General features: G+C 34.5%; 21 protein-coding genes and 8 tRNA genes. 11 read left to right on the top strand and 18 right to left on the bottom strand.

The genetic code is table 11. The annotated features are described in order from the left end of the window. Positions 1-67: 67 nt before the first annotated feature. Positions 68-751 (bottom strand): hypothetical protein, encoded by a 684-nt coding sequence (locus MUA87_RS05365; RefSeq protein ID WP_262551368.1) that lies wholly within the window; start codon positions 749-751, stop codon positions 68-70. Positions 752-930: 179 nt separating this feature from the next. Here MUA87_RS05365 and MUA87_RS05360 point away from each other — a divergent pair, with 179 nt between their 5' ends. The 3 genes from MUA87_RS05360 (at position 931) to MUA87_RS05350 (ending at position 4,800) form a co-directional block, all read left to right on the top strand. Then, entirely contained in the window at positions 931-1,443 is a 513-nt protein-coding gene (locus MUA87_RS05360; RefSeq protein ID WP_002481264.1) for a hypothetical protein, read from the top strand. Between the two features lie 260 nt (positions 1,444-1,703). Then, on the top strand, positions 1,704-3,746 hold the full coding sequence (locus MUA87_RS05355) for a heavy metal translocating P-type ATPase (RefSeq protein ID WP_262551367.1): 2,043 nt from the start codon (positions 1,704-1,706) through the stop codon (positions 3,744-3,746). A 445-nt stretch (positions 3,747-4,191) separates the two neighbouring features. After that, positions 4,192-4,800, top strand: coding sequence for a hypothetical protein (locus MUA87_RS05350; RefSeq protein ID WP_262551366.1), 609 nt, complete (start codon positions 4,192-4,194; stop codon positions 4,798-4,800). A gap of 103 nt (positions 4,801-4,903) precedes the next feature. Here the strand turns inward: MUA87_RS05350 and MUA87_RS05345 are convergent, their stop codons facing one another. From MUA87_RS05345 to MUA87_RS05295, 11 genes are all read right to left on the bottom strand, one after another. Beyond that, positions 4,904-5,725: a DUF4112 domain-containing protein gene (locus tag MUA87_RS05345; protein WP_262551365.1), complete on the bottom strand. Its 822-nt coding sequence runs from the start codon at positions 5,723-5,725 to the stop codon at positions 4,904-4,906. A gap of 274 nt (positions 5,726-5,999) precedes the next feature. After that, positions 6,000-6,088 (bottom strand) — tRNA-Ser (locus MUA87_RS05340). Positions 6,089-6,136: 48 nt separating this feature from the next. Then, a tRNA-Glu gene (locus MUA87_RS05335) sits at positions 6,137-6,208 on the bottom strand. Position 6,209: 1 nt separating this feature from the next. After that, positions 6,210-6,284: transfer RNA gene (locus tag MUA87_RS05330), tRNA-Asn, on the bottom strand. 13 nt (positions 6,285-6,297) lie between these two features. Next, a tRNA-Gly gene (locus tag MUA87_RS05325) sits at positions 6,298-6,371 on the bottom strand. 11 nt (positions 6,372-6,382) lie between these two features. Continuing rightward, a tRNA-His gene (locus tag MUA87_RS05320) sits at positions 6,383-6,458 on the bottom strand. Between the two features lie 23 nt (positions 6,459-6,481). Then, a tRNA-Phe gene (locus tag MUA87_RS05315) sits at positions 6,482-6,554 on the bottom strand. 11 nt (positions 6,555-6,565) lie between these two features. Continuing rightward, a tRNA-Asp gene (locus tag MUA87_RS05310) sits at positions 6,566-6,641 on the bottom strand. A 19-nt stretch (positions 6,642-6,660) separates the two neighbouring features. Next, positions 6,661-6,734, bottom strand: a tRNA-Met gene (locus MUA87_RS05305). A 411-nt stretch (positions 6,735-7,145) separates the two neighbouring features. After that, positions 7,146-7,679 (bottom strand): transcription repressor NadR, encoded by a 534-nt coding sequence (locus tag MUA87_RS05300; RefSeq protein ID WP_002481268.1) that lies wholly within the window; start codon positions 7,677-7,679, stop codon positions 7,146-7,148. Beyond that, a complete protein-coding gene (locus tag MUA87_RS05295; RefSeq protein WP_262551364.1) occupies positions 7,651-8,769 on the bottom strand; it encodes a cysteine desulfurase family protein in 1,119 nt (372 codons plus the stop codon). The genes MUA87_RS05300 and MUA87_RS05295 overlap by 29 nt, the downstream gene beginning before the upstream one ends. A gap of 103 nt (positions 8,770-8,872) precedes the next feature. Between MUA87_RS05295 and MUA87_RS05290 the strand changes: the two genes are divergently transcribed. The 3 genes from MUA87_RS05290 to nadA are packed head-to-tail and all read left to right on the top strand — an operon-like array spanning position 8,873 to position 12,332. Further along, positions 8,873-10,447: an L-aspartate oxidase gene (locus MUA87_RS05290; RefSeq protein ID WP_262551363.1), complete on the top strand. Its 1,575-nt coding sequence runs from the start codon at positions 8,873-8,875 to the stop codon at positions 10,445-10,447. Beyond that, positions 10,398-11,231 carry a carboxylating nicotinate-nucleotide diphosphorylase gene (nadC, locus tag MUA87_RS05285; protein ID WP_002481271.1) on the top strand — a complete coding sequence of 278 codons (834 nt, stop codon included), beginning with the start codon at positions 10,398-10,400 and terminating at the stop codon, positions 11,229-11,231. Before MUA87_RS05290 ends, nadC begins: the two co-directional genes overlap by 50 nt. Beyond that, on the top strand, positions 11,232-12,332 hold the full coding sequence (gene nadA / locus MUA87_RS05280; protein WP_262551362.1) for a quinolinate synthase NadA: 1,101 nt from the start codon (positions 11,232-11,234) through the stop codon (positions 12,330-12,332). A 63-nt stretch (positions 12,333-12,395) separates the two neighbouring features. Here the strand turns inward: nadA and MUA87_RS05275 are convergent, their stop codons facing one another. The 4 genes from MUA87_RS05275 to hemE all read right to left on the bottom strand — a co-directional run bounded on the left by MUA87_RS05275 (position 12,396) and on the right by hemE (position 16,650). Continuing rightward, positions 12,396-12,953, bottom strand: coding sequence for an RBBP9/YdeN family alpha/beta hydrolase (locus MUA87_RS05275; protein WP_002481273.1), 558 nt, complete (start codon positions 12,951-12,953; stop codon positions 12,396-12,398). Positions 12,954-13,225: 272 nt separating this feature from the next. Further along, positions 13,226-14,623, bottom strand: a complete 1,398-nt coding sequence (gene hemY / locus MUA87_RS05270; protein WP_173020209.1) for a protoporphyrinogen oxidase — start codon at positions 14,621-14,623, stop codon at positions 13,226-13,228. Further along, on the bottom strand, positions 14,616-15,572 hold the full coding sequence (hemH, locus tag MUA87_RS05265) for a ferrochelatase (protein ID WP_262551361.1): 957 nt from the start codon (positions 15,570-15,572) through the stop codon (positions 14,616-14,618). Before hemH ends, hemY begins: the two co-directional genes overlap by 8 nt. A gap of 37 nt (positions 15,573-15,609) precedes the next feature. Further along, on the bottom strand, positions 15,610-16,650 hold the full coding sequence (hemE, locus tag MUA87_RS05260) for a uroporphyrinogen decarboxylase (protein WP_262551360.1): 1,041 nt from the start codon (positions 16,648-16,650) through the stop codon (positions 15,610-15,612). 333 nt (positions 16,651-16,983) lie between these two features. On the opposite strand from hemE, the gene MUA87_RS05255 reads away from it, so the two are divergent. Further along, positions 16,984-17,487: a hypothetical protein gene (locus MUA87_RS05255; protein WP_002481277.1), complete on the top strand. Its 504-nt coding sequence runs from the start codon at positions 16,984-16,986 to the stop codon at positions 17,485-17,487. A gap of 76 nt (positions 17,488-17,563) precedes the next feature. Here MUA87_RS05255 and ecsB read toward each other — a convergent pair whose 3' ends face one another. After that, positions 17,564-18,790: an ABC transporter permease EcsB gene (gene ecsB / locus MUA87_RS05250; RefSeq protein ID WP_002481278.1), complete on the bottom strand. Its 1,227-nt coding sequence runs from the start codon at positions 18,788-18,790 to the stop codon at positions 17,564-17,566. Then, the gene (gene ecsA / locus MUA87_RS05245) at positions 18,787-19,524 is read right to left on the bottom strand and encodes an ABC transporter ATP-binding protein EcsA (protein WP_262551359.1); all 738 of its coding nucleotides are present in this window, start codon (positions 19,522-19,524) and stop codon (positions 18,787-18,789) included. The genes ecsB and ecsA overlap by 4 nt, the downstream gene beginning before the upstream one ends. A 136-nt stretch (positions 19,525-19,660) precedes the next feature. Between ecsA and MUA87_RS05240 the strand changes: the two genes are divergently transcribed. From MUA87_RS05240 to prsA, 4 genes are all read left to right on the top strand, one after another. Then, positions 19,661-20,086: an HIT family protein gene (locus tag MUA87_RS05240; RefSeq protein WP_262551358.1), complete on the top strand. Its 426-nt coding sequence runs from the start codon at positions 19,661-19,663 to the stop codon at positions 20,084-20,086. A gap of 67 nt (positions 20,087-20,153) precedes the next feature. After that, complete coding sequence (locus MUA87_RS05235) at positions 20,154-20,624, top strand: YtxH domain-containing protein (RefSeq protein WP_002481281.1); 471 nt, start codon at positions 20,154-20,156, stop codon at positions 20,622-20,624. A 252-nt stretch (positions 20,625-20,876) separates the two neighbouring features. After that, positions 20,877-21,443 (top strand): DUF3267 domain-containing protein, encoded by a 567-nt coding sequence (locus MUA87_RS05230; RefSeq protein ID WP_002481282.1) that lies wholly within the window; start codon positions 20,877-20,879, stop codon positions 21,441-21,443. Positions 21,444-21,601: 158 nt separating this feature from the next. Beyond that, positions 21,602-22,561 carry a peptidylprolyl isomerase PrsA gene (prsA, locus tag MUA87_RS05225; protein ID WP_262551357.1) on the top strand — a complete coding sequence of 320 codons (960 nt, stop codon included), beginning with the start codon at positions 21,602-21,604 and terminating at the stop codon, positions 22,559-22,561. Positions 22,562-22,616: the final 55 nt, after the last annotated feature.

Raw genomic sequence — 22,616 nt, 5'->3', positions numbered from 1 at the left:
AGTAGTTTCCCTTAATTTTCGAATTGAAAAAGAGGATGCGCGTTGCACCCTCTCATTTCTTTCATATTTAATTGAACAGTTGACTTAGTTTATCTTTAATCGTTTGTAGTTTACTATCGATATCATTTAATAAACTATCTACTTTAGATTGATTTTCACCATTTTGTTGCGCTTGGTTTGCTTGTTTTAATTTATCAACCGCATTTTGATATTGGTCAGTGACATTTTGATCTGTCGCATTTGAAGCTTTATCTTTTAATTGGTTAACTTCATTTTGTGCAGATTCAATCGCATTCTGGCTATTTTGACCATTTTGAATGTTGTTTTTAGCACTTTCAATTTTTTCTTTAATGACTGTTTCTTTCTCACGAATGATTTCTTTATAGTTATTTGTCACTGGTTTTTGAGTTTGTGAGCTATTAGGTTGTGTTTGCGCATTTTGATTTGCGGTTTCTGTGCTATCTTTTGGCTGCATCATATTTCTAACTATAAATATTGCTACAACAATCAATAAGATAACTACAATGGCGGCCAAACCTTTTTTCCATTTACTATTTTTACGATTCTCATCTTCCAACATACGTTCACGTCTGTAATCACGTTCATTATAATAACGACCATCTTCATCAGAACGTCTGCGGTACTCTTCTTCACGTGTATCACGATATCTTGGATCGTGTCCATCTCTTGAGTCACGTGGGTCTCGATTATAGCGGTCATAATCAGGTTGATTTCTATCTGAGCGTTTCATGTCTATCACCTTATTTCGAAATAATGTTAAAGTTTTTCTTATATTACTCTTACCACTATTGTACCACGCGTATTCATCATGCACCTCGTATAAAAGTCGTATCTATTTCTGTATTTCTATTGTATTCAATATAGAGTTATAAGATAATAATAGAAATTGCATGAAATGAGGGAATTGTTTTGCGCCAATCATCTAATAAAATGCCACGCACTATCATGAAATATTGCGGCTCAATTATATTATTACTACTTATCGTTTACTATTTATACAAAAATTACGGTAGTAACTTATTCAGACTAGATATTCCAACTGATTCTTCTATGTATTATATTATTCATCTTGATTGGAATAGATATGCTGAAGCTTATGTCGCAACTTTGACTACAATCATTATCCCCTTATTTCTAATCGGGATAATCCTGTTCATACTGACTCGCCTAACTAAAGGTACAGTTAAAAATATATTAATCAAAATACTGCCATTGATATTATTCATTGCACTTTTTGTCTTAATTTTTGTGCCGATGTTATTCGTACTAAACGTGACACACTTTTCATTCTTAGCAACATTTTTATCATTCTTGGCATTATCCAAACCAGCAATGGTAAAAATCTATCGTTTCAGCCAAAAAAGTGTTGATGAGATCAATCATCCAGAGATCAATACAACAGAAAAAGAAAATAAATCATAAGATGCATCCACTTCATATCGGAGTGGATGTTTTTATTTCTTTAACTATCTACTACTTAGCGTTATATGAACCTATATAGCTCATAACAAAATAAGCAAACGCTCTTTGAATGAACATAATTGCTATTGATTGAAACGTAATTCTGAGTGGATGATTGCTTAGCGAAAAAGAAACATAATTGCATATACTCTATACCCCTATACCGTATATGTTATACTAAAGTTGTATTTACTATATCAATATATTTAGGAGGTATTATTTTGTCGAATCATGAACATACACATAAAAATGGACAACATAAACACCATGAGCATACGACTGATAACGGTCACGATCATCACATGCATCATCATGGGAATTTTAAGCGTAAATTCTTTATTTCTTTAATTTTCACGATACCGATTATTATTTTATCGCCTATGATGGGTATTCAATTACCATTTCAAGTTACTTTTTCTGGATCAGACTGGATTGTTTTAATTCTATCGACCATTTTATTCTTTTATGGGGGTATGCCCTTCTTATCAGGCGCTAAGGATGAAATCGCTTCTAAAAAACCAGGCATGATGACATTAGTAGCACTTGGTATTTCAGTAGCTTATTTCTATAGTTTATATGCATTTTACATGAATAACTTTAGTGATTCATCGTCGCATACAATGGATTTCTTCTGGGAGTTAGCAACTTTAATTATAATTATGTTATTAGGCCACTGGATTGAGATGAACGCAGTAGGCAGTGCTAGTAGTGCCCTTAAAAAAATGGCCGAACTACTACCCAATACTGCAGTTAAGGTAACTGAGGATGGTCAACGTCAAAAACTTAAAATCTCGGATATTCATAATGGTGATATTGTAGAAATCAAAGCTGGTGAAAGTATTCCAACAGACGGAATAATTGTTGAAGGTAAAACATCGATTGATGAATCATTAGTAACTGGAGAATCTAAAAAAGTTCTAAAAAACAAGAACGATAAAGTTATCGGTGGTTCAATGAATGGTTCTGGTACAATTCAAGTTAAAGTAACTGCAACTGGAGAAGATGGCTATTTATCTCAAGTTATGGGGTTAGTTAGCCAAGCACAAAATGATAAATCAGATGCAGAACTTCTCTCTGATAAAGTCGCAGGTTACTTATTTTATTTTGCAGTAATTAGTGGATTAATTGCGTTTATTGTTTGGATGCTGATACAAAACGATATTGATTTTGCGCTTGAACGCTTAGTAACTGTATTGGTCATTGCTTGTCCGCACGCTTTAGGTTTAGCTATACCCTTAGTTACAGCACGTTCTACTTCTATAGGTGCACATAATGGATTAATTATAAAAAATAGAGAATCTGTAGAAATCGCACAACACATCGATTATATTATGATGGATAAAACAGGTACATTAACTGAAGGAAATTTTTCAGTTAACCATTATGAAAGTTTTACTGACGAATTTAGTCATAAAGAAATATTAAGTTTGTTTGCTTCATTAGAAAGCAGCTCTGAACATCCGCTCGCTGTTGGAATTGTCGAATATGCAAAAGAAGAAAACATTTCTTATTCATATCCTGAAGATGTTAATAATATTTCAGGTGTGGGATTAGAAGGCAGTGTTGATGGTAAAGAAATTAAAATTGTAAATGCCTCATATTTAGATAAAAAGGATTTGAAGTATAATAAAAAACAATTTAAAGAACTTGCTCAGCAAGGTAACTCTATTAGTTATTTAATTTATGAACAACAAGTGATTGGCATTATCGCCCTAGGAGATCAAATCAAAGAAAGTTCAAAACAAATGGTCTCAGATTTAATAGCGAAAAACATCACACCAGTTATGCTTACAGGAGATAATCATGAAGTAGCACAAGCAGTGGCTAAAGAATTGAGAATTAAAGATGTTCATGCGCAATTAATGCCTGAAGATAAAGAAAGAATCATAAAAAATTATCAGAAAAAAGGCAGCAAAGTAATGATGGTCGGCGATGGCATTAATGATGCGCCAAGTTTAGTCAGAGCAGACATCGGAATGGCAATCGGTGCAGGCACAGACGTAGCTGTTGAATCAGGTGATGTCATACTTGTCAAAAGTAATCCTTCTGATATTATTAACTTCCTTACCCTATCAAAAAATACAATGCGGAAAATGGTTCAAAACTTATGGTGGGGTGCTGGATATAACATCATTGCAGTACCTCTTGCAGCTGGTGTACTAGCCTTTATGGGTATAATACTCTCACCTGCTGTCGGAGCAATACTCATGTCTTTAAGTACAATTATCGTTGCGATTAATGCTTTCACATTAAAATTAAAATAAATGATTCAATGAGATATAACCACTTTCATCAACAATTTATGAAAGTGGTTATTTTTAGTAAATGCCTATTTATTTGTACTATTGACCAGTTACAAAGGGAAAAGGGCTCTTCACAAAAATAAAAAAGCCAAATGATTATGCATCAATTGGCTACTACTTTTAAAAATTCAACTTAAGTAGGCATGAACTCTCCTCTTTAGAAATCTTCAACTTTAAACAGGCATGAACTCTCCTTTTTGAATCATTCAACTTAAATAGGCATGAATACTCCTACTTTTATTCACATGTGTTGTATTCAAATGCATTATACACTAAGCGTTATTTTCGACACAAGAAATTTTATAATGATAACAAATAATAGTTCACATTAAAATTGATTTAGTTGATTCCTTTTAACTTAAATGGGTATTAAACAACTAAATACATAGAAAAGGATGAACCAATCATGAAAAAGTTAATTATACCGTTATTTAGTTCCCTATTACTATTAACTGCTTGTGGTAATAGTGATGAAAGTAATAAAGAAACTGCGAAAAACGAAACTAAAACACATGAAAAAGAGATTAAAAATAAGGAAAAAACACAGAAGAAGAAAAATGCACAAAATAATAATCAAGAAAAACAAGAAAATAGTGAATCTACAGAACAAGTAAATGAAGAATCCGTAAACGATCAAGCAAATTCAAATAATCCAAATCAAAATACAAATAATAATAATGAACAAGTTAATGGTTTTCAAGAGAACCAACAAAATACACAAAGCCAAACAAACCAAACACCTAACAATAACCAAAACAGTAATATCCCTAATGGTGACGCAATGTTTGGAGAATATAAAGAAGATGGCACTTATTGTACTGTCGGTGGCTGTTTGACTCCAGAAGAACAAAAACAACAAGAGGAATTTAATTATCAAGAAATGGAAAAGTATGGATATAGTCGAGAAGAATATGATGCAATTCAAGAAGAAGGCGCTCGTCTTCAACTCCAAAGAGATAATGGAGAAATTTCTAACGAGGAATTCACTCAAAAATACATTGATTTATATGAATGATTAACACTATCAAAGTAGTTAATTAAATTTAAGGCTCTATACTATTAGGACTGTTGAGCAAAACCAGTCCTATTTAGCTGAGAGCCAATAAAAAAGATATAAATTATAATGTATCTTCACTAATAAAATACTTTATGAAATCATTTCCTAGCTTTGATATAGATACACTATCTTTTGTTTTATTATTAGTCTTTTTATTATAACTTATTCTTAATTTCTTTTTCGACTTACCTTTTTGGATATAATCAGCAATACTAATTATATCTTTTTGAGCTTTTTCCATAGAATCAATAAGTTTATCAATATCATGCTGTAAATAATTTTCTGTTTTATTCTGCAGCAATCCATTTTTTAATAAGTTATTTTTTGCTGCTTCATATCCCGTATCAGTTATATTAAAATCATCAATTATCTTTCTTCCCCACATATTTTCCCTTTCATAATAAGGTATACTATATTGATTTAATATCTCTATTTCCAAAATAGTCAATCTATCAAGCACAGAAAAATACAGTATTGAAATATCATACGAAAAATCATGCTTTATGGAGTTTAAAACCCCATTAGAAATATATTTTATTTTCTCATCTTGTTTTGCCTTAACTGAGGTTTCTGATCCTAATATATATAAATCATCTATCTTTTTACTATACTCTTCATCATCTGTATCATTTGCTTGTGCAAGTATATCTAACCGCTTATGCAACTCTTTAATATATAAACATTGATTTTTTATAGCTTTGTTTCTCATATACCCACTGATAGCATTTCCCACTACTGGAACAAAGCCTGCAAGAGTATCTAACGCTATATTTGCCATCATCTCACCGCCCATACCAAGAGCATCAGTTTTTAATTCTTCTTTAGCTTGCTCAGCTATGTTATCACTAGCTGCGCCTAAAAGAGTACTTATTACACTACCCATTCTTTTATCCTCCTAATACATTATTAGATTGAATAATAATGATATAATACAATATTCATTAATTCATACTCACACCTCTTAATTATCAACTAAAACTTCCAATTATATACATCAGTATAGAATTAAGACATTCGATAATTTTTACTATGTTGATACTTACTCACATTTGCTTGATTGACATAAAAAAGAGCAAGGCCAACGTGTCAGAAAATTATTTTCCTGACACATATTTGGCACTTGCTACTGTAAATCTTTTATTATCTAAAACAATTAACGGAGAGTGAGGGATTCGAACCCTCGAGACGCTTGTGGCGCCTACACACTTTCCAGGCGTGCTCCTTCGGCCAACTCGGACAACTCTCCATGTATACAAATTAAAAAATCAGAAACGATAATTCGTTTCTGATTGAATGACTCCTACGGGACTCGAACCCGTGTTACCGCCGTGAAAGGGCGGTGTCTTAACCGCTTGACCAAGGAGCCGTGGCTCCACAGGTAGGACTCGAACCTACGACCGATCGGTTAACAGCCGATAGCTCTACCACTGAGCTACTGTGGAATAATAAGTAATTTGGAGCGGGTGATGGGAATCGAACCCACAACATCAGCTTGGAAGGCTGAGGTTTTGCCATTAAACTACACCCGCATTAACGATTATGGGGCGGCTGATGGGAATCGAACCCACGAATGTCGGAACCACAATCCGATGTGTTAACCACTTCACCACAACCGCCAGACAAATAATAAAAATAAGAATGGTTCAGGACAGAGTCGAACTGCCGACACATGGAGCTTCAATCCATTGCTCTACCAACTGAGCTACTGAACCTTAATTAATAATGGCGGTCCCGACGGGAATCGAACCCGCGATCTCCTGCGTGACAGGCAGGCGTGTTAACCGCTACACTACGGGACCCCTTGAAAAAAGATATGTATTGCGGGAGGCGGATTTGAACCACCGACCTTCGGGTTATGAGCCCGACGAGCTACCGAACTGCTCCATCCCGCGGTAATATTATTAATCTTGCGACTTACCTATTCATCATATCACAATTTGTTAACCAATGTCAAACCTTTTTTAACAATTTGTGAATTTTATTTTCAAAACGTTAAAGTTGTTTCGAATTTGTTATCTCTTTTTTCAAGACAATACCTAGTATATCGACTTCCCTATCTTGCGTCAACCAGTTTCTGTTAGAAATAAGTGTAATAAATATATAATTGTTATAAATTTTTATATTTAGAGTGCAAATGGTCTCTTTTTATTTACAAATCAGTGATGCTTAAGCTTTCCTTTTGTAAATTTCTTTAAGGTTACAGTAGATATTGCGTTGTTTTATATCCCCTCTTAATAAAAATTCAGCAACTTAAAACGCGAATCATGCTTCAAGTTTTAAGTTACTGATTATTAATTTTATATTTAAACCATTTCTTCGCTTTCTGCGAGAAAGCCATTTCGATTCAAATCATCTATCGCATTATCTAAGATCTTTTCAGTGTCTGCAGATAATGTATGCAGATGAATACCATCTGTTAATTTCGCTAACATTGTCCCTTTAAAGCGTGTCATTTCTTCTACAAACGCTTGAATATCTTCTTCAGTTTCAATCATCAATTCAGCACGGATACTGCCATATACAGGATGCTCAACAGAAACATCATCAATCATTGCGCCATTTTCAACGATAAGTTTTAATTCTTCTTCCATCTCATCATAATCATGTTGGCACATTACCACACGTTTACAGCTTTTTCCTTGAGGTTCAATGTCCATAAAGTATCCTTTGCTTGTTGAACTGATCGCATATTCTTTCGTTTTTAAGTGTGAGATATCTTTCACGATAATTTGTCGCGAGACACCAAAACGTTCACTCAGTTCTGAACCTTTAATGGGTCGTGTCGAACTTTGTAAGAGTTCAACGATTTCAGTTCGTCGCTGATCCGCTTGACTCATGGGCAGCCACTCCTTCTAATATCTTATCTATTTCATTAAAACATGTATCAATTTCACCTAATGTTGAATTGCTTGAAAATGAAATACGTACATATTGATCCGCTTCATGTTCTGTTTGTTTAATCTTCTCAATTAAACCCTCACTCAATAATAAACCATGACCGCATGCTGTACCAGTTGAGATACATATATTACGGCTGGATAAAGATTGCATAATATATTGACCTTCAAATTGCGGTGTTAACAATCCAATAATATGAGGTGCTTGTTTATCATTTCTTAATAAACTAAAACCAGATGCTAAAGCACGTTCAGTCGCATATTGATGGAGCTTTGTTAAATGTTCATAACCCGCATCTAATGATAAAGCTCTTGTCATTGCTAAGATGCCAGGTACGTCTAACGTACCATTACGTGTACCTTCTTCATGGAAGTAATGTATATTTGTAGGTCGCATTGACTTGTGTTCAATCAACAATGCCCCTACACCTTTAGTACCTTTAAATTTATGCCCAGAGAACGCATATGAAGTAAAAGCTTGAATCGCTTTATCTTCAATCTTTTGTACAGCTTGTACACCATCCACATGAAATGGAATATTGTATGCTTGTGCGAATTCAGCAATTTCATGCACTGGTAGAATATAACCAATTTCAGAATTCACATGTTGTGCAATAATCAATACTGTCTCATTATCTACTAGTGCTTCTAAAGCTGCTAAGTCGATTGCACCTTCGTTTGTTAAAGGCATTTCTACGATTTCAAATTGTTTTTTATATGGTTCTAATGCTGCATAAATAGAAGGATGCTCATAAGGCGAAACTAAAACCTTTCCTTCTTGTGCTTGTGATAAATAAATATCAATTGCGATTTGGTTTGCATGTGATCCACTTGTTGAGAATAAAACTTCTTTATCCGTATTGAAATGTTTTTGAATATAGTGTCGGCTAGAATTCAAAGCTTCTCTTGCCATTTCTCCACCGACATGTAAACTCTCACTATTAAAAAACAACGTTTGTTGTGCTTCATTATATATTGCCAGCGCTTCTTTTGATGGTTGTGTTGTCGCTGCATTATCTAAATAAATCATATCTTTTCTCCCCCACTTGCAATTATCTTACTTTTATGACAAAATCATTGCATACATATATGTTAACATAATTGTATATATTAATGTAAATAGAGGTGTAAACATGAAACGTGTCATTGTCGTTGGGAGCGGAATTGCTGCACTCTCGTTTGTTCGTCAATTACAAGATGATATCGAAGTGATTTGTATCACTAAGGACAAGCTTGCTGAAAACAACAGTAATTTTGCCCAAGGTGGCATATGTTTTTCAAAAAGAGAAGAAGATGAAGCAATCAGCCATAGCCAAGATACTTATGAAGCCGGAGCTGAAATGGGAGATTTTAATGTAATCCAAGAAGTCATTACGAAAAGCTATCCTTTGATTCAAGCACTCGTAGATGAAGGTGTCCCATTCGATTCAAACCCAGTCACACATCATTTAGATTACGCAATGGAAGGCGCACACTCAGCTGCAAGAATTTTGCATGCTGGCGGTGATCAAACTGGTAAGTATATCGCACAACATATGGTAGAACATCTTTCTCATCCACACTTATCCATAATGGAATCAACAGAAGTCATTGATTTAATTTATAACCATGATCATCAAGTCTGTGGCGTACTTGTTTTAGATAGTACTGACGAACAACAAATCATTGAAGCAGATAGTGTCGTGTTCGCAACAGGAGGTATTAACAACCTCTTCCCTACTAACTCTAATATACCACATACCATTGCATCAGGATGTGTGGTCGCATTACGTCATGACATTGCTTTAGAAAGTATGGAAATGATTCAATTCCACCCTACTTTATTAGGTGAACCTGAACATGCCTATAGTTTAGTGTCTGAAGCTGTTAGAGGTGACGGTGGTGTGCTAGTCAATGAACAAGACATTCCATTTATGGATAAAATACATCCGATGAAAAGCTTGGCTCCACGTGATGTGACTAGTCGTGCAATCTATCATCAACAACAAGAAGGTCACCAAGTCTTTTTAGATATTAGTACGATTTCGAATTTTGCAGAGCGTTTCCCTACTATTTACAAAGCTGTTCAAGCACATTATCCTGAAGCGATTGCCAAACAACGTATCCCTGTTACACCAGGCGCACACTATACCGTCGGCGGCATTAAATCAGAGATTGATGGAACAACAAGTCTTGAAGGCGTGTATGCGATTGGAGAAGCTGCTTGTACAAACTTTCATGGTGCCAACCGCTTAGCCAGTAATTCATTATTAGAAGGTTTAGTTATGGGTGCTTTATGTGCCGAAAAGTTAAATCAAACTTTACAACCTGTCAGTCATAGTCATTTTAACCCAGTATTTAAAATACCTTCTATCTCAGCTGATAGAGCTGCACAATTACAACAAAAAAGTTTTGACATTTTAGGTGTGGAACGTAAAGGAATTAAAATGCAAAACTATTTGAAAGAAATTGAACAGACATTATTCGAAACATCTGAAACAGAATATGTCGATAAAGCAAAATGGCAACGTTATTGTACTGTCAAATTACTACAAATCGTCTGTACAGCAGCGCTTGCTCGTCAAGAATCAAGAGGCGTACATTACAGACTTGATTATCCACATCAAGATAAGCAATTACAATTTGAACTTATTGAAATCAATTCAGGAGGCATGGAACATGTTAAATCCACTACTCGTCAGAGAGAAAATCACTCAATATTACATTGAAGATAATCAATATGGTGATTTAGCAACACACATCTTTGATCAGACACAACAAGGTACAATGTACTTAAAATCAAAAGATAACGGTATCTTTTGCGGCGAAACTATTATCAAAGAAGGATTCAAGTTATTAAAGAGTCACATCGATATCGACCAAAAAATCAAAGATGGTGAGACAGTCAAACCTGGTGATATCATCGCTGAAATTACAGGTCCTGTTTACGTATTACTTACTATGGAACGTATTGTTCTGAACTTAATTCAACGTATGTCAGGTATTGCCACACAAACACATCGTATCGCAGAAAAAATTGCGCATACTTCTACGCGCATTGTTGATACAAGAAAAACAACACCAGGCTTAGGTATCTTTGAGAAATTTGCGGTGACTGTTGGAGGTGGTTTGAACCATCGTCGTTCTTTAAATGATGGATTGATGTTGAAAGATAACCATATCGCTTTCTCTGAATCAATGGAAATTGCGATTCAAAACGCTAAAAAAGTTGTAGGTCCAATGGATAAAATTGAAGTAGAAATTGAAAATGAAGAGATGCTTAACACAGCAATCAATCAAGATGTAGACATCATTATGTTTGATAACCAAACACCAGAATGGATTGCTGAACATCTTAAAGCAGTTCCTCAACATATTCAAACTGAAGCTTCTGGTAATATTAACGAAACTAATGTCGTTGCGTACGCTGAAACTGGCGTAGATTTCATTTCAATGGGTGCTCTATTTTATGCGCAAAACGCGCTCGATATTTCTGCAAAGGTTGTGATTTAAATGTTTAACCCAATGTTATCTGTATCAAAGGAAATTCCTGAAAAGTATCTTAAAATGTCAACTGAGGAGTTAGAACAACATATTCAATCTATTAAAGATGAATTAGGTGATCGCCTATTCATGCCGACACATCATTATCAAAAAGATGAGGTCGTTCAATTTGCCGATATTACGGGTGATTCATTAGAACTTGGTCGTATCTGTAAAGAAAATACTGCTGCTGAATACTTCGTATTTAACGGTGTACACTTTATGGCAGAAACAGCAGACATCTTAACAGACGACCACCAAGACATTTATCTACCAGATTTATCTGCTGGTTGTTCTATGGCAGACATGGCAAATATCACACAAGCTTTACATGGCTATGATGTTTTAACACAAGAATTCAACTTAGATATCTTGCCATTAACTTATGTCAATTCTACTGCAGCGATTAAAAAGTTCGTTGGCGAACACGGTGGTTCATGTGTAACTAGCGGTAACGCAAAATCAGTAGTGGATTGGGCATTGAAACAAGGTAAAGTTATTTTATTCTTACCTGACCAACACTTAGGACGTAATACAGCATATGATTTAGGCATTCCACTTGAACAAATGGCAGTATGGGATCCAATTGCTAAAGAACTTGTTTATGAAGGCGAACTTGAAGATTTACGTATTGTTTTATGGAAAGGTCATTGTTCTGTACATGAGAAATTCCATAAAGCACATATCGATTTAGCACGTGAACGTGATCCTGAAATCAATGTGATTGTACACCCTGAATGTGAATTCGAAGTGGTACAAGCTGCTGATTATGCAGGCTCAACACGCTACATTATTGAAACTATCAAAAACGCACCAAAAGGTTCTCGTTGGTTAATCGGAACTGAAATGAATTTAGTGAATCGTTTAAAAGATACTTACACAGACATCACGATTGATTCATTAAACCCATTAATGTGTTCATGTTTGACTATGAACCGTATTGACCTTCCTCACCTAGCTTGGTGTTTAGATAAAATTTTAGATGGCAACCGTGATAACATCATCAAAGTTGATGCTGAAACAGCAAAATATGCGAAAGAAAGCTTAGATCGTATGTTAAGCATTACTTAATATAAAATGAAAAGGTCTCTCTGAACGAGTAAATACGTCAGAGAGACCTTTTTTATCAATGATTTAATTAGCCATGCGTTTAATCATATTATTCTTTAATGCGAGGAAAGTATCATAACCATCCTCAGTCGTAAAATGACCCGCTTCATCAATAACCTTCATATCACCATCAAAAGCTTGAACTAAACGCTCTGTATCTTGATATGGAACATTCGAATCATTTTTAGATGCGATACCATAGAAATAGTCAATACGTGATTTTAAGTCTTCAATGTCTAATGTAACATCTGGAACATGTAAATCAGGATTTACACCTTCAGCATTCGGACCAAACCCTGCAATACTGAAGAACCCTTCAATACGAATATCTGGATGTTGTTCTAAATATTTCAGCCCCGCAAGCGTACCGAAGCCATGTGTTACGAAATATGTTTCATATTGTGAAATTTCAATTTGCTCATTTAACTGCTTTAACCATTCTTCCATATTGACTGGTAAGTCATGTTGGATATTAACGATATCTGAATGATATCCTTCTAGTCTTAATGATTGTTCTAACCATTCATACCAATTTGAGTGGGCGTCAGCACCTTGAGCATGAATTAAAACAATATTAGTCATGTTCTTCACCTCTTGCTCTTTCAAAAAGAAAATGACCTGAAATATCAGTTTAAATGTATTGAAAACCGTCTCCTATCTTCTGTGCTCATCAAAAGATATTTAGCGATTTACAATCGTCATTAAAACTTAGGTTCAGGTCATCTTTCTCTTGTGTATTTCTCATACCTATAATATAAAATCCATCATATTATCTCATCGTCTTCAATTATAAGATTAATCCTATTTGATAAAAAGGTCAATCTTTTTCATTACAATTCGACATGTCAAAACATTTATTGTACAACTTCTGCTAAAGATTCTGCGGCATCTTTACCTTGTTGAATACAATCAGGTAAACCGACCGCTTCAAATGCTGCACCTGTAATACGTAAATGCGGATACGTATGTTTGATATGATCTTGAATACGTCGCACTTGTTGAATATGACCTACATGATACTGTGGCATGCTTTTTGGCATACGATGAACGATTGAAAATTCCGGATCTCCTTTAATATCCATCATTTGACTTAAATCACGACGTACTGTCGCAACAATCTGTTCATCATCCATTTCTTCTAAAATGTTATCACCAGGTTTTCCGACATAAGCACGTAACAAGACTTTACCTTCTGGTGTTGTAAACGGCCATTTTTTGCTGGTCCATGTACAAGCGGTAATACGAGTATTAGAAGTTCTCGCAATCACAAAGCCAGTACCATCATACGTATTGACCACATCTTTTTCATCAAATGCTAAAACAACCGTCGCTACAGAAGTACTTTCCATTGTTTTAAAGTAATCTAATGCTGGATCTTCTGAGAACCATTGCATAAATGTTTGATGTGGTACTGTTACTAAAACGCCGTCATAAAAGTGTTTTTCGCCATTATAAACAACGTTATATCCTTTTTGGAAACCAATGATATCTTCTACTTTGGTTTGATATTGAATTGATGTACCTTGTTCAATCACTGCATGCGTTAACGCTTCGATAAAAGAAGATAAACCATGTCTGAATTGCTTAAATTGCCCTTTAGGTGCACCAGGATACAATTGTTTTTTTCGTTGTCTTAATAACTTCTCATGACGCATACCTTTGATTAAACTGCCGAACTCCTCTTCTCTTTCTTTAAAGTTAGGAAACGTACTCATTAAGCTTAATTTATCGATATCCGTACCATAAATACCACCCATTAAAGGTTCAATCAGATTTTCCAATACTTCATCGCCTAAACGTTGTCTGAAGAAATCTCCTACAGAAATATCTCCATCCATTTCAATAGGTTTCTTAGTTAAATCCATAGCGGCACGTAATTTACCTTTTAATGAGATTAATTGTGTTGTCATAAAAGGTTTTAAATCTGTCGGTATACCCATGATAGAACCACCAGGTATCGGATATAAACGGTTACGTGCATAGATATAAGATTGGCCTGTTTGGTTGGTAATTAATTCATCACCTAAGCCCACTTCTGTCGCAAGATCAGTCATAATTGTTTTGCGACCCAAATAAGATTCTGGACCTAATTCAATCGTGAAACCATCTTTGCGATACGTTTGAATTTTACCACCCGTACGATTTGTGGCTTCAATTATTGTGACATCATATTCAGGATGTTCTTTTTTTAAATAATATGCTGCGGAAAGCCCTGTAATCCCTCCGCCGATGACTGCGATGTTCTTACTCATTTGCATCCTCTTCTTTCGTTGTTAAAACATAATAAACTTCATCTGCCATAGCACCGATAAAGAGCGGATGTGTATTTGGCATCGGTGGACGATGATAAGTTGCGCCTACTTCGTCACATACCACTTTACATTCATAATCATTATCAAAAAGGACTTCTAAATGATCACAAACAAAACCAACTGGCGTATAAATAAAATGTTCATAGCCATATTCAGCTTTTAAACTTCTTGTTAAATCTTGTACATCCGGTCCGAGCCATGGTGTGCCTGTATTACCTTCAGACTGCCATCCTCTTGCTGTGTGTTGAATATTTGATAGTTCTTCTAATAATCTTGTGTTGTCTTTTAATTGCTCTGGATATGGATCATTTGATTCTAATATCATCTTTTCAGGTAAACTGTGTGCTGAAACCACCAAAACAGTACGATCATGTTCTGCTTCAGGTATGTCTGAAAGTGTTTGATTAATTTGTTTCACCCAGTATTGAATAAATTTTGGTTGTTGATAGAAGCTGTTCACATGCGTCAATTTAATACCATGTGTTTGTGCCGCTTTCGCTGCACGTTTGTTATATGAACCTACAGAGAAATTAGAGAAATGCGGCGCTAAGACAATCGTAATCGCTTCTGTAATACCATCTTGATGCATACGTTCAACTGCATCTTCAATAAATGGATGAATATGTTTTAAACCGACATAGACTTTAAACTCAATATCTTGTTCTTCATACATTAAGTTCAATCTATCTTTTAATGCCTCCGCTTGTTCATCTGTAATTCTAGCTAATGGAGACATCCCACCTATAAATTCATAGCGATCTTTTAAATTTTGAACTTCTTCTGGTGTCGGTTTTTTACCGTGACGAATATCTGTGTAGTACGGCTCTATATCACTTTCTTGATAAGGCGTACCATACGCCATCACGAGCAGTCCAATAGTTCGAGTCATATTAAACCCTTCCTTTACCGTTCATTTTGCATTTAAATTATTTTCGTTTTGTATATTCATGGACATAATCAGCAATTTTCTTCAACGTTTCTGGTTTCACTTCTGGGAATACCCCGTGTCCTAAGTTGAAGATGTGTTTGCCGTAAGCCATTCCTTGATCTAATATTTCATCTAAGCGCGGCTGAATAACTTCCCATGGTGTTAATAACAATGAAGGATCTAAGTTGCCTTGAATTGTTTTCCTAACACCTGCATCAGCAGTATCTTTGATTGTTGTACGCCAATCAATACCTAATACATCAATCGGAAGTGAATTCCATTCTTCAATTAAATGTGTAGCATTCACACCGAATAAGATAACCGGCACATCATGTTCTGCTTTAATCCCTTTAATTAAGCGTTCCATATGCGGCTTAATGTAATATCTGAAATCAGGGGCATTTAATGCGCCAATCCACGAATCAAAGATTTGAATCAACTCTGCACCCGCTTCGATTTGTGCATTCGCATACGTGATAGACATATCTACTAAATGATTCATTAACGCAAACCATGTTGCCTCATCACGATACATCATAGCTTTAGTGAAGTGATAATTTTTAGAAGGTCCACCTTCAATCATATAACTTGCTAAAGTAAATGGTGCGCCGACAAAACCAATTAAAGGCACATTCAATTTTTCTTCCGTCAAGAGCTTAATCGTATCTAACACGTAAGGTACATCGCGTTTTGGATCAATTTGTCCTAGCTTTTCTACATCTTGAATCGTTTTGATTGTATTCTCAATCACAGGACCGATACCAGATTTAATCTCTACATCTACACCAATCGGTTTTAATGGTGTCATGATATCTTTATATAAAATTGCTGCGTCAGTTTGATAGTGATCTACTGGTAAATGTGTAACATAGGCACACAATTCAGGTTGGTGTGTAATTTCAAATAACGAATATTTCTCTTTTAAGGCACGATATTCAGGTTGAGAACGACCTGCTTGTCGCATAAACCATAATGGAGTGTGTTCAACCTCTTCTCCCTTAATCATCTTTAAAATTGTATTATTTTTTTGATGCACCACAGTATCCTCCCAAAATTATAATCATTCTAATCTATTCTAGCATATCCGTAGAATACACGTATTTTGTTGGATGTAAATGTCATAAAAAAGACATAGCAAATCACAATCGTGTAAACTTTTTCTACGTGCTTACCTTCTTTAGTTGCAACATATTACATTATGACATAATTTGTTAAAATCCTCATTGGTTCCGTTTTCAAAATCTGAAACATTTTCATCATTTCTATATCAAATTGCCCTACTAATACTATATAATGAGACTACTAGTATTTTTAATTGCTAGAAACTTATTTTTATTCTTTGTAGAATAATACAAAAAAGGAGGAACGTGCCATGAAATTATATGCATCCTATGGTACATTCGGATACCTTAACCAAATTCGATTAAACAACCCAGAGCATAACTTATTTTTATTCTCAACAAATGATTCATCAGTGATTTTTGAAGAAACTGAACAACCAACTGCTTTAAAAGAACCACTTAAATATGAAGTACTTTCAAGCATTAATGAACTTGAAGAAGAATGTTTCTATGCAGTTGTCTTTATCCCAACTTCAGAAAATCATATGTATCAATTAGAAAAACGTTTAACATCATTATCTTTAAACTTGGATAAATTCCCTGGATTCAAATGTTACCGTTTCTTAAAACCAATTAAGGGAACAACTTACAAAATCTACTTTGGTTTTGCTGAGCGTAGTAACTTTGAAGATTTCAAATCTTCTCAAGTTTATCAAGATAACTTCTCTAAAACAGCGTTATCTCAATTCTTCGGTTCTAGCGGCCAACATTCAAGTTATTTTGAACGTTTCCTCTATCCGGTGGATAAAGATTAAGCAAAAGTATCTAAAAAACAAAACAACGTCCATTAGCTTAAATTGCTAATGAGACGTTGTTTTTATATATTTAGAATTAGTCTTTTAATAAGGCTTCTTGGTATTTCAATTTCTTGATAATATTTCTGATTGTCAACCAACCCACCACAAAGAATACTAATGCCATATAAAATTGTGGCGGGAAAAGGATAGCGTATGTTAACGCTAATATTACACCGATACCAAACATAATATGATATAGAAACTGACCATAGCCTTGAATTACTCTTTCTTCAGGTACAGGCCAAACTTGCGGCCATAACCCATAAGCTTGTTGTGTATAGAACTGTGCTGTTTGCAGTAAAATTATATACATAAACAGTCCACCTACAATTAATGAAATCCATTGATTCGAAAGCCAAATCATTAACACAAGTGCAATAATAACTAATCGTAAAATGATATTGAATGCATCTTTACCTCTTAAGAAGCTACGTTTAAATAGAAATAAATACATATGCTTTGCATTATATTGATTTGAACGCGGTCTCGGCAATAAGAAATCCAAATAACGACGACGTACTGCCGCTGAGCGCAAGTGTTTTACATCAGTGAACATATTGACGAATTTATAGTAATTCATGTGATGTTGCTGTTCAATCGCAATCAGCGCTTCCCATGGCAATAAGCGTTTTGCATTATTTTTCTTTAGTACAATAATCCATGCGATAAATACAATAACAAGCAACAAACCAAACCATTGATGTGCACCTAATATTAAAACGTATGTGATTGCAAAGAGCAGCCATTGCAGGACTTGCATAATCCATAAAGGTCTTTTTGCCTGCATCCACTCTAATTTGGCAATTAAGCCGAGATATGGATAAATTAAAGCGGCAACCGCAAATAATGCGTAGTAAAGCAGATTGCCCGCTTCAAGTCGACTGAATAATGGAAAGAGTACAATTAATACAACCACTTGCAAAGCTATTCTATTTAAATAACTATAAATAATACTATAGTTCAAGTAGCTGCGCATATGCCGTTCAAATGGTAATAGGAACAAACGATCCGCCTCTTTAAACAAAGTGCGTAAAGGAAAGATCGAAATTACAGCAACAGCGATACTTGCTAATAATGCATATGGTATGCCAGATGGAATATGTTTAAGCCAGTTACCGTAGCCTAATATAAACGCACCGAATAAAATCAATAGAAATACTGAAAAGTGCCCATTAAAAATAAATTTATTATAGTAGGCTTTTTCTTTACTGATTGCTGTTCTTCTTTGGTTAAATAATTCTATGGCGCGATGGTCTGTCATACGTTTTGACCACCTTGCGTCACATGAATATAAATTTCATCTAATGTTTTATCATGTAAACCTGTTTGTACTCTAAGTTCATCTAAATTACCAAAAGCAACAATACGTCCTTCATCAAGGATGATGAAGCGATCACAATAACGCTCAGCTGTTGCTAATATATGTGTACTCATCAACACAGTACGCCCTTCATTCTTCTTCTCTACCATTAAATCCAACATGGATTGTATACCTAATGGATCTAAACCAAGAAATGGCTCGTCAATGATATAAAGTTCAGGGTTGACGATAAAGGCGCAAATTATCATGACCTTCTGTTTCATCCCTTTAGAAAAATGACTTGGAAAAACTTGGAGTTCTTTTTCTAAACGAAATGTTTTTAATAACGGCATGGCACGATCCATTGCAGTTTGTTTATCAATGCCGTAAGCCATTGCAGTCATATCAATATGTTCTTGTAATGTTAATTCTTCATATATGACCGGTGCTTCAGGAATATACGATAATTTATGTCTATATGTCTCAATGTCTTCTTTGATGTTAGTACCTGAAATAGAAAGTTCACCTGCAGCAGGTGTTAACAATCCGAGCATGTGCTTGATTGTCGTACTTTTCCCTGCACCGTTAAGGCCAATCAAGCCTACAATTTCACCATTTTTTAATTCAAAACTAATATCTTGAATCACAGGTTTTTTACCATAACCACCTGTGAGATGTTCTACTTTAACAGTCATATTCATAACCTCCAACTGTTCTTTATTGTACCAAAAAGCATGTATTAACTCATAGAGAAATCATTCGTGACATGACGTTTAAAGGCGGGTAATGCTATAATGTACTTTAAGTAAACCTTTTAAGGAGTGAATTGTGATGTCAGAAACAATTTTCAGCAAAATCATTGATGGTGAAATCCCAAGTTATAAAGTTTATGAAGATGATTATGTCTATGCATTCTTAGATATTTCGCAAGTAACGAAAGGTCACACTTTGCTTGTACCTAAGAAAGCTTCACCAAACATTTTCGAAACTGATCCAGAAACAATGCAGCATATCGGTGCAGCAATGCCTAAAATTGCCAACGCAATTAAAAAAGCATTTAATCCAGACGGCTTAAACATCATTCAAAACAATGGTGAATTTGCAGACCAATCTGTATTCTACTTACATTTCCACTTCTTACCAAGATACGAAAATGATGTGGATGGCTTCGGTTATAAATGGATTACACACGAAGAAGAATTAGGCGATGAAGCAAAAGCTAAAATTGCACAAGAGATTCAAGCACATTTTGAATGATTACCTAATTTTCGGGTAATAACATACTATATCTAAACTCAACATCATTAAATAAGGAGACTAACCTATGAAAGTAATTCGCATTTTAGGTGGATTAGTTGCTGGTACTGCTGCTGGTCTTGCTGTAACTGCTTTTAATAAAAACAGTTCTAAAGCTGGCCAAACTGAATTTGACGACAGTACAAAAGCAATTAAACAACAATCATCTAATATTTCAAGCTATGTTAATCAAATCAAGGACGGTACGCAAGAAGTTAAAACTATCGTCGATGAAGTTAAAACTTTGATTAGCGACTTTATGAAAGATATTCAACCAAATATCAATCATATTCAAGAAAATATTCAAGATATCCAAAAACGCGGTGAAGTTATCGGTGAAACGGTGCAAGGCATTACGAAAAGCCCTGATAAGAAAAACATCACACCGTACACACCAAAACAACAACCTGTTGGTAAAGACCAGCGTGAAACGGTACAACAAAATCAAACAGCTGCAGTGGAACCTAAAAAGAAACAAGTGGACACTGAAGCTGAATAATGAGTATTTAAGATCAGAACAACATCGTGTTGTCCTGGTCTTTTCTTTTAAATTTTAAACTTCATAAACATGCGATATTACAGCATTCTCCCCTCTTCTAAACATGCCACTTAATTAGCCTAAAATTTCCTCATAATTAATACTTGACTCTTTCATTAGAAAGATAGATAATACCTAAGTATTGATAAGAACTTAGAAAAAATATCCCAAAATAAATGAAAAAACAAATAAATAATGCGAGGAGGTATCGTGATGTTTTTATGCTCACGTCAAATTGACATTAATACAAGATTTGGCTTACCCCGTATCTTTTTTATTGCTGTTGTCACAACTATTATCACATTTTTAATCAGCTATGAAGTATTGATATTTTTATCCAATAAAGAGATCACAGACCGGTACTTTTTCGTGTTTCTAATAGCGGTGTTATTACTTTATCCAATTCATAAACTCATTCATTTAATTGTTTTAGCACCCTACTACAAACACTTTAAAAAGAAACGTCTTACTAAGCGACCATGGATACCTTTATATAACTTATATGTCAGTACGCCAGTGAATAAATATTTATTCTGCTTATGCTTAATTGCACCAGTTATCGTGATTACTGCAGCAAGTATTTATATGGCAACATTAATGCCGCAGTATGGTCATTATTTCATGTTCCTACTGTCACTAAACGCTGGTTTCTCTGTGATGGACTTTATGTATTTAAAATTGATCTTATTCTCAAATGAAGGCAGATACATTGAAGAACATTGCACAGGTTTTAATATCTTAAATAAATATGATATGCCGTTAGACACACATTTTAATTAATGATACAAGCAGCACCTTGAACATGTTATTTTATGTTTAAGGTGCTTTTATTTATCTCATTTTTAATACTTTAGTCTGAAGACAACAGTAATGAATTTGTATCAGATTCATATTATGGTATATTAACATTGTTATATTTTGAAAAAGGAGACTGCGTTATGAAATCATTAAAAAAAGTTATGATTCCAATTACAGCGAGTGCTGTGCTATTAAGTGCATGCGGGAATCATGCCACAGATTCTAAAGAAAACGTCTTAATATCTTCTAAAGCTGGAGATGTTAAAGTAGAAGATGTCATGAAAAAAATCGGTAAAGAACAAATCGCTAATAGTTCTTTTGAAATTTTGTTAGGTAAATTACTAGAGAAAAAATATGCTGACAAAGTTGATGATAAAGAAATTGATAAACAAATCAAAGATGAGCAAAAACAATATGGCGGTAAAGACCAATTTGAAAGTGCTCTAAAACAACAAGGTATGACACTAAAAGACTATAAGGAACAAAAGAAATTGCAATCTTACCAAAAACAAATGTTAATGGATAAAGTTAAAGTTTCTGATAAAGAGCTTAAAGAAGACACTAAAAAAGCTTCTCATATCTTAATCAAAGTGAAATCTGATGATAAAGATAAAGAAGGTTTAAGTGATAAAGAAGCGAAAGCTAAAGCAGAGAAAATCCAAAAAGAAGTGAAGAAAAATCCTGATAAGTTCGGAGAAATCGCTAAAAAAGAATCTATGGATGAAGCAAGTGCTAAAAAAGACGGCAGCTTAGATTATGTTATTAAAGGCCAAATGGTAAAACCATTTGATAAAGCACTATTCAAATTGAAAGATGGCGAAATCTCAGATGTCGTTAAATCAGATTATGGTTATCATATCATCAAAGCAGATCAACCAACTGATTTCTCATCAGAAAAAGATAAGTTGAAACCACAAATCATCCAAAATAAAGTTCAAAAAGATCCTAAGATTTTAGTAGAGGCTTACAAAGACTTACTAAAAGAATTTAACGTTGATTTCAAAGATAGAGATATTAAAAAAGCAGTCGAAGACTCTATCTTGAACCCTGACAAACTTAAACAACAGTCTCAAGGCGGCGAAGGTATGCAAACGCCTTAATAAGTCTTAAAGCTAAAATAAAGCTGAATTCCACTCGGAATTCAGCTTTTTATTG

Origin of the sequence: Staphylococcus simulans (assembly GCF_025561465.1) — a bacterium.
Taxonomy (GTDB): Bacteria; Bacillota; Bacilli; order Staphylococcales; family Staphylococcaceae; genus Staphylococcus; species Staphylococcus simulans.
This window is presented reverse-complemented; position numbering and strand designations above follow the sequence as displayed.

Excerpts from the sequence above, each read along its gene's own strand:
- MUA87_RS05365 (WP_262551368.1), bottom strand. The coding sequence starts at position 751 with ATGAAACGCTCAGATAGAAATCAACCTGATTATGACCGCTATAATCGA.
- MUA87_RS05350 (WP_262551366.1), top strand. The coding sequence starts at position 4,192 with ATGAAAAAGTTAATTATACCGTTATTTAGTTCCCTATTACTATTAACT.
- MUA87_RS05345 (WP_262551365.1), bottom strand. The coding sequence starts at position 5,725 with ATGGGTAGTGTAATAAGTACTCTTTTAGGCGCAGCTAGTGATAACATA.
- MUA87_RS05300 (WP_002481268.1), bottom strand. The coding sequence starts at position 7,679 with ATGAGTCAAGCGGATCAGCGACGAACTGAAATCGTTGAACTCTTACAA.
- MUA87_RS05295 (WP_262551364.1), bottom strand. The coding sequence starts at position 8,769 with ATGATTTATTTAGATAATGCAGCGACAACACAACCATCAAAAGAAGCG.
- MUA87_RS05290 (WP_262551363.1), top strand. The coding sequence starts at position 8,873 with ATGAAACGTGTCATTGTCGTTGGGAGCGGAATTGCTGCACTCTCGTTT.
- nadC (WP_002481271.1), top strand. The coding sequence starts at position 10,398 with ATGTTAAATCCACTACTCGTCAGAGAGAAAATCACTCAATATTACATT.
- nadA (WP_262551362.1), top strand. The coding sequence starts at position 11,232 with ATGTTTAACCCAATGTTATCTGTATCAAAGGAAATTCCTGAAAAGTAT.
- MUA87_RS05275 (WP_002481273.1), bottom strand. The coding sequence starts at position 12,953 with ATGACTAATATTGTTTTAATTCATGCTCAAGGTGCTGACGCCCACTCA.
- hemY (WP_173020209.1), bottom strand. The coding sequence starts at position 14,623 with ATGAGTAAGAACATCGCAGTCATCGGCGGAGGGATTACAGGGCTTTCC.
- hemH (WP_262551361.1), bottom strand. The coding sequence starts at position 15,572 with ATGACTCGAACTATTGGACTGCTCGTGATGGCGTATGGTACGCCTTAT.
- MUA87_RS05255 (WP_002481277.1), top strand. The coding sequence starts at position 16,984 with ATGAAATTATATGCATCCTATGGTACATTCGGATACCTTAACCAAATT.
- ecsB (WP_002481278.1), bottom strand. The coding sequence starts at position 18,790 with ATGACAGACCATCGCGCCATAGAATTATTTAACCAAAGAAGAACAGCA.
- ecsA (WP_262551359.1), bottom strand. The coding sequence starts at position 19,524 with ATGACTGTTAAAGTAGAACATCTCACAGGTGGTTATGGTAAAAAACCT.
- MUA87_RS05240 (WP_262551358.1), top strand. The coding sequence starts at position 19,661 with ATGTCAGAAACAATTTTCAGCAAAATCATTGATGGTGAAATCCCAAGT.
- MUA87_RS05235 (WP_002481281.1), top strand. The coding sequence starts at position 20,154 with ATGAAAGTAATTCGCATTTTAGGTGGATTAGTTGCTGGTACTGCTGCT.
- MUA87_RS05230 (WP_002481282.1), top strand. The coding sequence starts at position 20,877 with ATGTTTTTATGCTCACGTCAAATTGACATTAATACAAGATTTGGCTTA.
- prsA (WP_262551357.1), top strand. The coding sequence starts at position 21,602 with ATGAAATCATTAAAAAAAGTTATGATTCCAATTACAGCGAGTGCTGTG.